Here is a 13,099-nt window from a genome sequence, read left to right as displayed (position 1 = left end):
TTATTTTTCTAACGGCTTTGGAGTTATTCGCTGCCGTCGCCTATCAATGCGCTTACTGCTTATTAACTCATTTATTATCTCGCTTATTGATTAGACAACTGCAAATGACAGTCCGCTCATCGCTATTTTCTAAATTAAATATTTAAAAACAGAAGCTTATAAATTAAAAAAATCATAACCGAGCATCTCAAATCCGCTCAGTACACGCTAAATGATGCCTGGGAGTGCATACCAAGCACTTAACGCACCATTGCCGTGCAGGCTTACATTCGAGCAGCTAAGTTAGCCACCTTAAAAATCCCTCTAAGCAACTGACATAATTACAAAAAAAATAATTTAAAAACAGTTGGCTAGATAATTGCTTTTTAATTAGATATCAAGATTTTAAAAATGCTATCGGGCAACGGCGCCCCTGCTACCTCTTCTGCTTAGAAGGTGTAGCAGGGGCGTTTTTTGTTTGGTGCTCAAGCAGCCGCAAAGACACAGAGGAGCCGCCCATGGAAACCACACCCCAGTGCTCATCCATTCGCCATCTGGTGATTATCGGAAACGGCATGGCGAGTCATCGTCTGATTGAGGCGTTGGTGAAACAGCCTACTCGCCCACAGCGCATCACGGTCATCGGTGCAGAGCCGACCCCTGCGTATAACCGTATTTTACTCTCGCCGCTGCTCGCTGGTGAAATGCAACCCGACGTACTGATGCTGCGCGACGCTGCGTGGTACGCAGATCAAGGCATCACGCTAATACTTGGCGAAAAAGTCGACACGCTTGATCGCGCCCATCAAACGCTCACCACCGATAGCGGCCGCACGCTCACTTACGATCACGTGGTATTAGCCACCGGTTCCCACCCGGCAATGCCCGACATTCCAGGCATTGAGCTTGGCGGCGTGCATGGCTTTCGCGACTTACAGGACGCCGCCGCGCTTGAGACCATTGCCCTTCAAGGAGGCAATAGCGTGGTTATCGGAGGCGGTCTGCTGGGATTAGAAGCCGCCGAAGGGCTACGTAAACGCGGCAATAATATCCACGTTAGCGTGCTCCAGCGTAGCGAGCGGCTAATGAACCGGCAGCTGGATACGACCGCCTCACACCTGCTGCAAAACACCCTGACCCAGCGCGGTTTGAATATCGTTACCGGCGCCCAGCTAGTAAGGCTAGAGGGCAATGCCCAGGGCCAAGTCACCAGCGTCCATCTTGCTGATGGCCGCAAGCTGGAAGCGACCAGCGTGATTATCGCCGCTGGTATTACACCCAATGCCGCGCTTGGCCATCACGCGGGCCTAGCGACGGAGCATGCCGTTTTAGTCAATGAATACCTCACGACCAGTGATCCGGCCATTTCAGCGCTGGGCGAGTGCTGCCAGTTTAACGGTGCTACTTACGGCTTAGTGGAGCCGATTTGGCGGCAGGTAGAAGTGCTCGCCGCCACGCTATGCGGCATTGCGACGCCTGGATACAGGGATGCCCCCAGCGCCACCAAACTCAAGATCAGCGGCATTACGCTTTATGCATTTGGCCCCACACAGCCCAGCGCTGAGCACGAGGTGCTGAGCTACCGCGACATCGAACGCGGCGACTATCGCCGGGTGCTGCTACGCAACGGGAAGATTGAAGGCGCGGTGCTTTACGGCGATACCGCGCTGGGCCCTTGGTACTTCGAGCAAGCACTCGCAGGTAGCAATCTTAATGACTGCCGCCAGGCGCTACTGTTTGGCGCCGCGGATATTGAAGTGCTGCGTAGCGCGGCTGCTGAAAATTCGTCTGTCTCTTATGCAAACTCACCTCACACAACGCCGGAGGCAGCTTAGTCATGTCTGCTAAAAACTGGTCTGCTAAAAGCGGGTCTGCTAAAAACTTGCCTGCTAAAAACTTATCCATGCAAACAACGTCTACCCAACAGCAGCTTATTATTATTGGTAACGGCATGGTCGGCCACCACCTGGTCGAGCAGTTAGTCGAGAACGGTGCACTAGAACGCTATCAGGTCACCGTGTTTGGCGAAGAGCGCCACCGAGCCTACGACCGAGTACATCTTTCTGAGTACTTTAGCGGCCGCGATGCAGATGCTCTGGCGCTTTGCGAAGCGGATTACTACGCCCTTAGCAACGTGGAGCTGCGCAGCGGTGAAGCGGTGATCGAGATTGATCGCGCGACTAATGAAGTTATTACCGACCAGGGCCGCTACCCCTACGACCGCCTCGTGCTGGCCACCGGCTCCTATCCGTTTGTGCCACCGATTCCCGGCAATGATCGTGAAGGCTGCCTGGTATATCGCACGCTGGACGATCTTGATGCCATTCGCGCAGTTGCTGAAACGGCCACCACCGGCGTAGTCGTCGGGGGTGGTTTACTGGGGTTAGAAGCAGCCAATGCCCTGCGTGGTTTGAACTTAGACACCGCAGTTATCGAGTTCGCGCCGCGCCTAATGCCGATGCAGGTGGATAACGAAGGCGGCGAGCTGCTGCGCGAAAAAATTGAAGCGCTGGGCGTTCAGGTGCTCACCGAACGCGCGACGCAGCGTATTGAAGATGGTGAAGCAAGCCGCCATCGCATGGTTTTCCAGGACGAAAAGATCCTTGAAACCGACCTGATTGTTTTTTCAGCCGGCATTCGGCCTCGCGATCAGCTGGCGCGAGACTGCGGCCTGGAGATGGGCGAACGTGGCGGTATCGTGGTGGATAATCAGTGCCTTACCAGCGACCCGGCCATTCTCGCGATTGGCGAGGTGGCACTATGGAACCAGAGTATTTTCGGTCTTGTTGCGCCCGGCTATCAAATGGCCAAGGCTGCGTTTTCTACGCTAATGGGTGGCGACACGCTCTTTGCGGGCGCCGACATGAGTACCAAGCTCAAACTCCTGGGCGTGGATGTCGGTTCGATTGGGGACGCCCACGGCAACCAGAACCCCGGCGCTCGAATGTTCCGCTACTTGGACCCGATCAAACAGGAATACCGCAAGCTAGTCGTTTCCAGCGACGGTAAAAAACTGCTCGGCGCTATGCTGGTAGGCAACAACGGCGTTTATGACACGCTATTGCAGTATTATTCAAACGGCATTGAGCTACCTGCTGAGCCTGCGTCGCTGATTCTTCCCCAGAGCGGTGCGGCCCCTGCCCTTGGCCCCGGCGCACTGCCGGAAACGGCGATGATTTGCTCCTGCCATAACGTCAGCAAAGCCGACATTTGCGCCACTATTGACGGCGGTGCGGAGGACCTTGCTGGCGTAAAAATCGCCACGAAAGCCAGCACCGGCTGTGGTGGCTGTACCGCGCTACTCAAAAGCGTGGTCGACTATGAGCTGGAAGCTCGCGGCGTCGATGTCGACAAATCGATTTGCGAACACTTCGCCCATACCCGCCAAGGGCTCTACGATATTGTCCGCGTCGAAGGCATCAAAACCTTTACTGATTTAATTGAAAAGCACGGCAACCCCGATACTCACCGCCTAGGCTGCGATATTTGCAAACCCGCCGTAGGTTCAATTCTGGCCTCCTGCTTTAACGAGCCCATTACGGATGCCGCGCATATTCCTTTGCAGGATACCAATGATACGTTCATGGCCAACATGCAAAAGAACGGCACCTACTCGGTTGTGCCCCGCGTAGCCGGTGGCGAAATCACGCCTGACAAACTGATTACCCTGGGTGAGGTCGCTAAAAAATACAGCCTCTACTCAAAAGTCACCGGCGGTCAGCGAATCGATTTGTTCGGTGCACGCTTGGAAGACCTGCCGGATATCTGGAGCGAGCTGATTGCCGCAGGTTTTGAGACCGGCCACGCCTACGGGAAATCGCTGCGCACGGTCAAATCCTGCGTGGGCAGCACCTGGTGTCGCTACGGCGTGCAGGACAGCGTCGGCATGGCGATCTGGTTAGAGAATCGCTACAAAGGTCTGCGCTCTCCTCACAAGATCAAGTTTGGCGTTTCCGGCTGCACCCGCGAATGCGCTGAAGCACAGAGCAAAGATATCGGCATCATAGCCACCGAGAACGGCTGGAATCTCTACGTCTGTGGCAACGGCGGCATGCGCCCGCGCCATGCCGAACTGTTTGCCACCGATCTTGACGATGAACAGCTCTACCGCACTATCGACCGATTCTTGATGTTTTACGTACGCACCGCCGACCGGCTACAGCGCACTTCCGTCTGGCGTGAAAATTTAGACGGCGGCTTGGCATATCTTAAAGAGGTGATTTTGGACGACAGCCTAGGTATCAACGACGAACTGGAGCGCCAGATGCAAAGCGTGGTGGATACCTACCAGTGCGAATGGGCCGACGCCATCAGCGACCCAGAGAAGCTCAAGCGCTTCCGCAGCTTCGTCAACGACGACCGCCCAGACCCATCGATCATTATGACCTCCGAGCGCGGCCAGCTACGCCCGGCGTAAGCGATCCTGTGCACTGTCCCTGACACTGAATAAAACGAGGCACCCCATGACCGTAGCTGCATTGAAAGACGAGATGGATACGGCAGGCTTCAACCACACAAAGACGTGGCAAAAAATCTGTACCAAGGCCGATCTAGTGGCCTTCTCTGGCGTTGCCGCTTGGTTTGAAACCGCAAGCGGTCCGGCCCAAGTCGCCATTTTCCATTTGCCGGTCGACCCAAACGCCGCGGCGCTGCCTGGCCGCCCCACTGAGCTTTACGCCCTCGACCACTTTGATCCGTTCTCCAAGGCCAATGTGATCGCCCGCGGTATCGTCGGCGATATAAAAGGCGCAGCCGTCGTCGCCTCGCCTATCTACAAGCAGCATTTTCGCTTAGCAGATGGCCAGTGCTTAGAGGACGAGAACGTTGCGCTACGCACATGGCCAATCGCTTTTAAGGGCGACGCGGTTTGGATTGAGGGGTAGCCGTGGCATACGTTTTCAGTTGCGCAAAATGATCATCGGCACGCTGCAAGGCGTCTAATGATTTAGCTCGATCATGCTCAGCCAATAAGGTGCACAGTACTTCGGAGACGGCTAAGGCAGGGGTGAGCGTATGGAAAAAGCTGTAGCTTTCCGTGGCGCAAAAAATGGTGTGCGTGGACATTCCAACCAGCGGTGAAACTTCGCTGTCGGTGATCGAAAGAATGTCCAGTCCCTTGCCTTTAGCCAGCTGCGCAAGCGCTAGCGTCTCAGTCGCATAGGGTTTGATGGAGACGACGAGCACCACGTCATCCGCCGTCGCGCGGATGAGCGCGTCTCCACCGGTTCCCGCAGGCCCATCCAGATGGATCGAACGATCGCTTAACAGTGACATAACATAATGGAAATGCCATGCAACAGAATGACACGAGCGCAAACCTAACACGTATACCTTCCTCGCCGACCCCAGCCGCTCAGCGATGGCTTCAAGCCGCTGCAGCGAATCAGGCTCGCTGAGCCTAGCAATTTGGGCGCTCAGCCCATGCAGCATATGAGAGGCAATGTCGCTTTTGCGCGGCTCGGTATCTTCGCTGTCGCGCAGGCGAACCTGCGCAGCAAAGCCATCGCTTCCCCGGCGCAGCGCCGAGGCATAATGTGCCCGAAGTTCATCGTATCCTTGCATGCCTAAGAACTTTGCAAGCCGTGTCATCGTCGCGGGTTGCACCGCCGCATGACGCGCCAGCTCGCGCATGGACACCAGCGCCACTTCGTCCGGATACTCAAGCACGTAGCGAGCGGCCTGCTGGAGCTGCCCTGACATGGCATCGTACTGAGCAATAATCTGCTCTCTCAGAGGGTCGCTTTGCGCCATTCGTGTTGCCTCTTATCCGGCTCATGTCAGTGATTCATCATTCGTAGCCAGGCCGCTGAGACATAGGGTCCTCGCCGCTAAACAGCCCATGATTTAAACGTTACTGATCTAAAAAAACAATGATCTAAGTGTTTTATTATAAATATAATGATCCACTTGTTGCTAAAATCTATAGAGTTGTGCCAATCTACTTATCATCTAAAGCCCACACCGCCGAGTACTCAGGGCAGGGTAATACGGAGCAGACTCTATGACACGTATTCTTCATCGCGGCATCGGCGGAACGCTGCCTCATGCTGCGTCGGCGCAGGGCGTCTACATCACTGATACCAGTGGACGCCGCTATCTTGATGGGTCGGGAGGTGCTGCCGTTACCAGTGTCGGCCATGCTCACCCAGAAGTGTTGGCCGCCATGCGCTCGCAGATTGATCACCTTTGCTATGCGCATACGGCCTTTTTCACCACGGATGCTGCTGAAGCGCTTGCGGAGAAGCTAGTCGATTTAGCGCCCGAGGGGCTGAATTATGTCTATCTGGTCTCAGGGGGTTCAGAGGCCATTGAAGCCGCTTTGAAGATGGCGCGGCAATACTTTGTGGAGATTGGCGCGCCCCAGCGGCGACACATCATCGCCAGACGCCAGAGCTATCACGGCAATACTATTGGTGCTTTAGCCACGGGCGGCAACGCGATGCGCCGCCAACAGTTTCAGCCCATTTTGCCAGAAACTCATCACGTCTCGCCCTGCTATGCTTATCGCGACAAGGGCATTGATGAGCCACCGGAAGCTTACGCCGCTCGGCTTGCAGACGAGCTCGAAGCCAAGATTCTGGCGCTTGGCCCCGAGGAGGTCATGGCCTTTGTTGCCGAGCCCGTGGTGGGTGCTACGCTGGGTGCGGTCGGCTCGGTTGCGGATTACTTTCAGCGCGTTCGCGCCATTTGCGATAAGTACGGCGTCCTGCTGATTCTTGATGAAGTCATGTGCGGCATGGGGCGCACCGGCACCGTGTTTGCCTGCGAACAAGACGGCGTCATACCGGATATCGTCACCATCGCCAAAGGCCTGGGTGGAGGCTATCAGCCCATCGGCGCGGTAATACTGTCAGATAAAATATACGCAAGTTTTGCCAACGGTTCAGGCCAGTTTCAACATGGGCATACGTACATTGGCCACCCCGTTGCGGCCGCCGCTGCCAATAAAGTGGTTGAGATCATTGCCCGGCCAGAGACGCTTGCTAACGTTAATGCTATGGGTGCGAGGTTGCAGAGCGGCCTTGAAGCGGCTCTCGCGGCCTGCTCTCATGTTGGCGATATACGCGGCAGAGGCTTGTTTCGCGGTATCGAAATAGTCGCCGACCGAGAGTATAAAACACCTTTCGATCCGGCTAAAAAGATTCACGCTAAAATCAAGCGCCAGGCCATGGCACGGGGCCTGATCAGCTATCCGATGGGCGGTACACTGGATGGCACGTACGGTGACCATATTTTGCTGGCGCCGCCTTATATTATTGAGCCCAGCGATATCGATCTAATCATTGAGCGCATTGCCGATGCTATCAACGCCGCGATCGCAGAATAACGGCGATAACGCACTACTTGAACGGAGCCTCTCATGACGCCATCCCCCTGCCCGCCTATTGCTGACGCTGACTGGCCGAGCGATATTGCCGATCATCGCGAAGGTTTTGCCGGTGCACTGAATGTTTATCGCACCATGGCCCACCACCCGGCCCTGCTTAAGGCGTGGGCACCGCTGCGCCAGCATGTAGTGAAAGACAATGCGCTAGGACCCGAGCTCACCGAAGTGGTGATTCTACGCGCGGGCCTGCGTATGGAGGCGGCCTATGAATGGGCGCATCACGTCAGCCGAGCGCTCGCGCTGGGTTTCTCGGAGGCGCGGATCACGGCCATTCGAGGGATTCCAGAAGGCGTTGACGGCCTTATCGTCCAAGCCGTGGATGCGCTATTTGACGCACGCATGCTAGCGCCGGAGCAGGAGTCCGCACTAGCAGCAGCCATTGGGCGTAAGGCAGTGATCGATCTAATTGCGATGGTGGGTTTCTATTCGGTGCTGGGCTATCTGCTCAAGACCTACGACACGCCCCTTGATACCAATATTCAAAAGGAAGCAGAGAATAGGCCCGCGTTATTTTCGATAAACCCGACTGCCGCCTCTCTATAATCTGAGAAGATCATAAAGGCAGAATCGCCGCCTATAGTAGGCGGCGATCGTGGCGATGAAAGCGCCTATAAAGCACTTTTTTAGCTATTCAGAAACTTAATCAGCGCCTGATTAAACTCTTCCGGATGGGTAGCATTGACGCCGTGGGGCCCGCCTTTGATAACTTCTAGCGTCGCATTGGGCAGCATCTCTTGCGCCCGTTTACCGCTGACTTCAAATGGCACGATGCCGTCTGAATCGCCGTGCAGCACTAATGTAGGAATATCGATCTTAGGCAAGTCCTTGCGGAAATCGGTGTAGCTGAAGGCTTTGATGCAGTCATAAGTCGCTTGCGGTGAGGCAAAGGCAGCAATATCGCGGTGATAAAGGCGGTTAGGCTCACTGACTAAATCGCTACGCTCACCCGCGGTAAAAAAGTCTTTGGTAAACCCGTCTAAAAACGCGAGACGATCACCGGTTACCCCGTCTAAAAATTGATTGATCGTGGCATCGTCCAGTCCACCGTCCGGGTTGTCGTCTGACTTATACAAATAAGGTGGCACCGCCGACGCAAACACAGCCTTACTGACACGCCCTGTGCCGTAGCAGGAAAGATAGCGCGCCACTTCGCCGCCGCCCATTGAAAAGCCCACCAAGGTGGTATCATTCAGATCAAGGATTTCGATAAGCTTCTTTAGATCTGACGCGAGTGTGTTGTAGTCGTAACCACCGTCGGGCTGAGTAGACCAGCCGAAGCCACGACGATCATAGGTGATCACCTTATAGCCCGCCTCCACCAGCGCAGGCACCTGCTTTTCCCAGGAACGCCCGCTTAATGGCCATCCATGGATGAGCACAACGGGCTTACCCGCTCCGCGAACTTCGTAATACAGTTCTACCGGCGTGCCTTTCTCCGTTCCTACGCTCAGCATTGGCATCGTTTAACTCTCCTATTGGGCGTCAAGTGAATCAAACAAACACATCATCAGATGTTAGAACTTATGTTAGGACTTACGATCCGGCTTGATCGTTAATGTGAGGCCGCATTTGAGCATGAGCCACCTCTGCGCTAAACAAGCATTCGGTATGTAACTAGCAAAGTTGCTATGCTTACCGGCTCTATTATCTCTGTGTGTATTGGAGCAAAAAAGTTCGTGAAGACAGAATCAAGTACGTTAGCGTTCTCTGCCTTTATGGCACTGCTGATCGGCTGTGCTGGCATTACCGCCACGCTGGCATCTAACTCTCAGGCGATCTTGCTGGATGGGTTGTTCAACCTTATCTATTTCAGCATAGCACTGGTGACGATTAAGGTAAGCAAACTGGCGAGCCGTCCCGATAGTGAATCCTATCCGTTCGGGTATAACTATTTTGAGTCGCTGGTAAATCTATGCAAAGGGCTGCTTATTTTAGGCGTTTCTATTTTTGCCTTGGTGGATGCTGTCGCTGCGCTACTTACCGGTGGCCGTGAAATATCGGCGGGAATCGCCGTCCTGTATGCGCTCTTTGCCACCGCCGTCTGCTCGCTAACCGCCTGGGTGATGCATCGCAGCCAGCGTCATGTTAATAGCCCGCTGGTTAGCGCCGATAAGCTCAACTGGATGGTGAATAGCTTAATCTCTGCCGCGATCTTGATGGCGTTTTGCCTAGTGGTGCTTTTTGAGCAGATGGGCTGGTACACCGTGCTGCCCTATGTGGATTCAGTGTTGGTGATTGCCGTCGTTATTCTGTGCTTAGGTGTGCCGGTACGTATGGCTTCCCAAGCATTAAGAGAATTACTCAACAAAACGCCTGAAGAAGCTATCGCAGAGCCTGTACGCCAAGCCGTAGCGCGTGGCCTCGTTGACATTGATACCGTAGAGGTGCGCGTGCGCATGGTTCGCCCCGGCCGCATGCTGTATGTCATGGTGCACGTAGTGCTGCCTGAAACAGCCGATGTCTCAATCGCAAGCCAAGACGAACTGCGCGGCCGTATTGATAACGAAGTACGCCGTTATTACGCGCCGGTGGTATGCGATGTCGTGTTTACTGCCGATACCCGTTGGGCAGCACCCTCTTGTGGGCTATTGGTCAAAACGGACGTTTAAGTACCGATGACGCACTAACTACTGCGCCCTTCGCAACAAACCAATGGTGACGACGACTCCGCCAACCAATGCGAGCCCAAACAGCGTTAACGCGAGCGTATGGCCCACCGCATCAATCAGCATTCCCGTACTTATCACGGGAATACTGAAACCCATGTAAGCCATCAGAAAATAGCCCGCGCTCGCTTGAGTAGACAACATACCGGCAATTTCTAATACGCCGCTTAATCCCCCGAGATAAATAAATCCATAGCATGCGCTGCTAGCGGCAACCGTGCCGATCAGCACTACGAAGAGATAACCTTGAATCGCACCCCAAGCAATCAAGCTATAGGCCAGCGGTAGAATAACCAGGCCCAATACGGTTGCGGTACGGGGCGCCAGTTTTCTCGCCCAAGGTTGGAAAAGCACGCCGCAGCTGCAAATGCCAAAGATGGCAAACCCACTCCACGCCGATAAGCCGTGTTTCTGCAATGTCGATGGCAGTATCGCGATCACCAACCCCACCGTTGCCCAGGCTAGTAAAATCGCTAGCCCATACGCCAATGTTCCCGGCGGATAGCTTGGAAGGCGCAACATGGCGTTGTTAACCGCATTTGGCGCGTAATCATCGAGTGTGATAATCATCAGCAACGCCAGCGAGGCCGCCGCCAGGTAAAGCCATAGGCTTGGCGGCGATACGCTGGGCGCGTGGAAGATAAACAGGCTGGTAACGGCAGCCCCTAGACCAAACCCAAGCGCCGTACTGGCCGTTACGTAGCTCGTGGCATCGTTCGTGGCACGGTTAGTGGTATCGCTCTTTTGATCTTCAAAAAGCATTTGCATGTAAGCGGGCGCTACCGCTGACGTTAGCCCCATTCCGACACCCAGTAAAAAGCGAGCAATGCCCAACCCTAATAAACTAGGCGCCATCAGAGTAATAGCGGTTGCGAGCAGGCTTAGCAGCAAGGCAATTACGATTAATGGCTTGCGCCCCACTCGGCCTGCCAAATCGTTTAAACCGAGCAATACCGGCACAATGCCCGCCACGTAACAAGCAAAGGCAATGGTCGTAGCCCCTACGCCCAAGCCATCGCGAGCCGCTAGCGCATCATAAAGGGGAGCCTGTAAATTAACCCCGGCAGTTATCATACACAGCGCAAACGCCAAGCGGATGGCGTTACATCGTTTCATGAGCGGTTCCTAACGGATCATTTTGTGAACCGCTAAGCTCGCATTTTTACCAGCGCTGGGTAAGGTACACTTAATCACCATTATCCAAGCACTGTTCCACTCTTTTAAAGAACAGTTTAAATAACCGTTTCTAAGAATCGTTTCTAAGAACCGTTTAAAGCCACAGGACCACTCATGGAACTATCCATCAATCGGCATGGCGGTACGCCCATTGCGCAGCAGGTCGAAGCGAGCATTCGAGATTGGATTGAAACGCAGGGGTCGGGAGGTGGCCGTCGTTTACCCTCTATTCGCCGTTTAGCGGCCACGCATGACATTAGCCGTAATGCGGTAATCGAAGCCTATGAACGTTTGGTTGCCGCTGGATTGGTGTGCTCCCGACGTGGTTCAGGATTTTATGTCGCGGATAGCACTGCATCGTTAGTCTCACAGCCATCCATTAATGACGCATTGGAAGAGGTCACAAACGGCTTGTGGGGGCTTTTCAATGCCAATGAGCACACGCTCAAGTTAGGCTGTGGTTGGCTGCCCAGCCATTGGCGAGAAGGAGACGACCTAACCCACGCTATTCGCCACGTAGCACGCAGCAGTCGCGCAGGAATTTTCGAATACAGTACGCCTCAAGGGCCCCTAGCACTGCGCGAGTTGATTCAAGAGCGTTTGCGTATGCTCGCCGTGGGTGTGGACGCACAGCAGATCGTGATGACCGGCGGAGGTAGCCACTCGCTCGACCTGATAATAAGGATGCTTTTGGAGCCCGGTGACGTGATGTTTGTAGAGTCGCCAGGCTATTATAATCTGTTCGGGCTGCTGCACTTGCAGCGCATCCGCGTCATAGGTGTGCCTCGCCTTGCCGACGGGCCCGATATCGAGCGTTTAGAGCAATTATTAGCCGAGCATCGCCCTAAGCTTTTCTACATCAACAGCGTGTTTCATAACCCTACCGGCAGCACTCTAACCCCCGCCATTGCGCATCGAGTATTACAGTTGGCGGAACAGCACGATTTTCAAATTATCGAAGACGATATCTACGCGGATTTCCAGCATACACCCACCTCGCGCTTAGCAGCGTTAGACGGTTTAAACCGGGTTTTCTACCTTGGCAGCTTTTCGAAAAGTCTTTCTTCTTCGTTACGGGTAGGCTTTATCGCTTCCCCGCCGACGCTGATACAGCGCTTAGTAGATATCAAGATGTTGACCAGCATTTCCGCATCACGCTTTGCTGAGCAGGTCGTCATTACCATGCTGCAAAACGGTAGCTACCGGAAGCTCACCGAACGGTTAAGAACCAAGCTATCCAATCAAATGGCGATAGCACTCACGATGCTTAAAAAAGCTGGTTGGGAAATTTATACCGAGCCCGCGGGAGGAATGTTTATTTGGGCGAGGCCACCCTCTGACACCTCGCCCGAGACGCTGATTGAACTGGCTAATCGGTGGGAAATCACGCTATCGCCGGGGCATTTATTCTTTGCTGATCACCAGTCGACACCATGGTTACGCCTTAACGTTGCCTACATGCAAGACCCAAGAGCGAGAGCGTTTATTGAAGCGGCGAGCTAACAGCGCCCTGCTAAGCGAGTCATCTAACTTCCAAAGGGCAGCATGGCACCCGCTAGTGCGGCCACCGGATCGGTAGTGGAGTTGCCTTCATCATAGATCGCCCACCCGTGGGGAATCGACTTACCAGCGCGCCGATGAAGCTCTATCTCGCTGCGAGCGACCACACTGGTGGCAAAATCAAACGTATAGGGCATTCCACCAGGGCGTGGCCAGGAAAACGCGATGGGGTTGGTACCTAAAAGAGGCAAAGTACCGCCCGCAGGTGAAACAAAGGGATGGCTCGGCGTCATTGCCAACGCCACAAGCCCTTCTGCGGAAAGTGCTTCAACCTCAGACCACAGAGCTGAGAAATGAAAGCTATTGTTAATCGCGAGAGCTGCAATAAAAG

11 protein-coding genes are annotated in these 13,099 nt (G+C 54.3%); 7 read left to right on the top strand and 4 right to left on the bottom strand.

Translation table 11 applies throughout. The annotated features are described in order from the left end of the window. Positions 1-497: 497 nt before the first annotated feature. From ACT3TF_RS16340 to nirD, 3 genes are all read left to right on the top strand, one after another. Entirely contained in the window at positions 498-1,814 is a 1,317-nt protein-coding gene (locus ACT3TF_RS16340) for an NAD(P)/FAD-dependent oxidoreductase (protein ID WP_441685251.1), read from the top strand. A gap of 68 nt (positions 1,815-1,882) precedes the next feature. Continuing rightward, a complete protein-coding gene (gene nirB, locus ACT3TF_RS16335) occupies positions 1,883-4,396 on the top strand; it encodes a nitrite reductase large subunit NirB (RefSeq protein WP_444672597.1) in 2,514 nt (837 codons plus the stop codon). A 46-nt stretch (positions 4,397-4,442) separates the two neighbouring features. After that, positions 4,443-4,862 carry a nitrite reductase small subunit NirD gene (gene nirD / locus ACT3TF_RS16330; RefSeq protein WP_444672571.1) on the top strand — a complete coding sequence of 140 codons (420 nt, stop codon included), beginning with the start codon at positions 4,443-4,445 and terminating at the stop codon, positions 4,860-4,862. On the opposite strand, the gene ACT3TF_RS16325 is transcribed toward nirD, so the two are convergent. Further along, on the bottom strand, positions 4,831-5,730 hold the full coding sequence (locus ACT3TF_RS16325; RefSeq protein WP_444672570.1) for a MurR/RpiR family transcriptional regulator: 900 nt from the start codon (positions 5,728-5,730) through the stop codon (positions 4,831-4,833). The genes nirD and ACT3TF_RS16325 overlap by 32 nt on opposite strands. 250 nt (positions 5,731-5,980) lie before the next feature. On the opposite strand from ACT3TF_RS16325, the gene ACT3TF_RS16320 reads away from it, so the two are divergent. Beyond that, entirely contained in the window at positions 5,981-7,306 is a 1,326-nt protein-coding gene (locus ACT3TF_RS16320; protein WP_444672569.1) for an aspartate aminotransferase family protein, read from the top strand. A gap of 33 nt (positions 7,307-7,339) precedes the next feature. Continuing rightward, positions 7,340-7,909, top strand: a complete 570-nt coding sequence (locus tag ACT3TF_RS16315; protein WP_444672568.1) for a carboxymuconolactone decarboxylase family protein — start codon at positions 7,340-7,342, stop codon at positions 7,907-7,909. An 80-nt stretch (positions 7,910-7,989) separates the two neighbouring features. On the opposite strand, the gene ACT3TF_RS16310 is transcribed toward ACT3TF_RS16315, so the two are convergent. After that, positions 7,990-8,826: an alpha/beta fold hydrolase gene (locus ACT3TF_RS16310; RefSeq protein ID WP_444672567.1), complete on the bottom strand. Its 837-nt coding sequence runs from the start codon at positions 8,824-8,826 to the stop codon at positions 7,990-7,992. 216 nt (positions 8,827-9,042) lie between these two features. Between ACT3TF_RS16310 and ACT3TF_RS16305 the strand changes: the two genes are divergently transcribed. Beyond that, a complete protein-coding gene (locus tag ACT3TF_RS16305) occupies positions 9,043-9,975 on the top strand; it encodes a cation diffusion facilitator family transporter (protein WP_193063535.1) in 933 nt (310 codons plus the stop codon). A gap of 18 nt (positions 9,976-9,993) precedes the next feature. On the opposite strand, the gene ACT3TF_RS16300 is transcribed toward ACT3TF_RS16305, so the two are convergent. Beyond that, positions 9,994-11,148, bottom strand: a complete 1,155-nt coding sequence (locus tag ACT3TF_RS16300; protein ID WP_444672566.1) for an MFS transporter — start codon at positions 11,146-11,148, stop codon at positions 9,994-9,996. Positions 11,149-11,322: 174 nt separating this feature from the next. Here ACT3TF_RS16300 and ACT3TF_RS16295 point away from each other — a divergent pair, with 174 nt between their 5' ends. Further along, positions 11,323-12,711, top strand: a complete 1,389-nt coding sequence (locus ACT3TF_RS16295) for an aminotransferase-like domain-containing protein (RefSeq protein ID WP_444672565.1) — start codon at positions 11,323-11,325, stop codon at positions 12,709-12,711. A 23-nt stretch (positions 12,712-12,734) separates the two neighbouring features. On the opposite strand, the gene ACT3TF_RS16290 is transcribed toward ACT3TF_RS16295, so the two are convergent. Beyond that, positions 12,735-13,094, bottom strand: coding sequence for an Ldh family oxidoreductase (locus ACT3TF_RS16290; RefSeq protein ID WP_319022235.1), 360 nt, complete (start codon positions 13,092-13,094; stop codon positions 12,735-12,737). Between the last annotated feature and the right edge of the window lie 5 nt (positions 13,095-13,099).

The organism is Halomonas sp. AOP25-F1-15 (assembly GCF_052378675.1).
GTDB lineage: Bacteria > Pseudomonadota > Gammaproteobacteria > Pseudomonadales > Halomonadaceae > Vreelandella > Vreelandella casei.
The sequence above is the reverse complement of the archived record's forward strand: the minus strand, read 5'-3'. Positions and strand labels throughout refer to the sequence as shown.

What these genes read in the sequence shown, in the direction of transcription:
- ACT3TF_RS16320 (WP_444672569.1), top strand. Translation starts at nt 5,981, where the DNA reads ATGACACGTATTCTTCATCGCGGCATCGGCGGAACGCTGCCTCATGCT.
- ACT3TF_RS16300 (WP_444672566.1), bottom strand. Translation starts at nt 11,148, where the DNA reads ATGAAACGATGTAACGCCATCCGCTTGGCGTTTGCGCTGTGTATGATA.
- nirD (WP_444672571.1), top strand. Translation starts at nt 4,443, where the DNA reads ATGACCGTAGCTGCATTGAAAGACGAGATGGATACGGCAGGCTTCAAC.
- ACT3TF_RS16325 (WP_444672570.1), bottom strand. Translation starts at nt 5,730, where the DNA reads ATGGCGCAAAGCGACCCTCTGAGAGAGCAGATTATTGCTCAGTACGAT.
- ACT3TF_RS16310 (WP_444672567.1), bottom strand. Translation starts at nt 8,826, where the DNA reads ATGCCAATGCTGAGCGTAGGAACGGAGAAAGGCACGCCGGTAGAACTG.
- ACT3TF_RS16295 (WP_444672565.1), top strand. Translation starts at nt 11,323, where the DNA reads ATGGAACTATCCATCAATCGGCATGGCGGTACGCCCATTGCGCAGCAG.
- nirB (WP_444672597.1), top strand. Translation starts at nt 1,883, where the DNA reads ATGCAAACAACGTCTACCCAACAGCAGCTTATTATTATTGGTAACGGC.
- ACT3TF_RS16340 (WP_441685251.1), top strand. Translation starts at nt 498, where the DNA reads ATGGAAACCACACCCCAGTGCTCATCCATTCGCCATCTGGTGATTATC.
- ACT3TF_RS16315 (WP_444672568.1), top strand. Translation starts at nt 7,340, where the DNA reads ATGACGCCATCCCCCTGCCCGCCTATTGCTGACGCTGACTGGCCGAGC.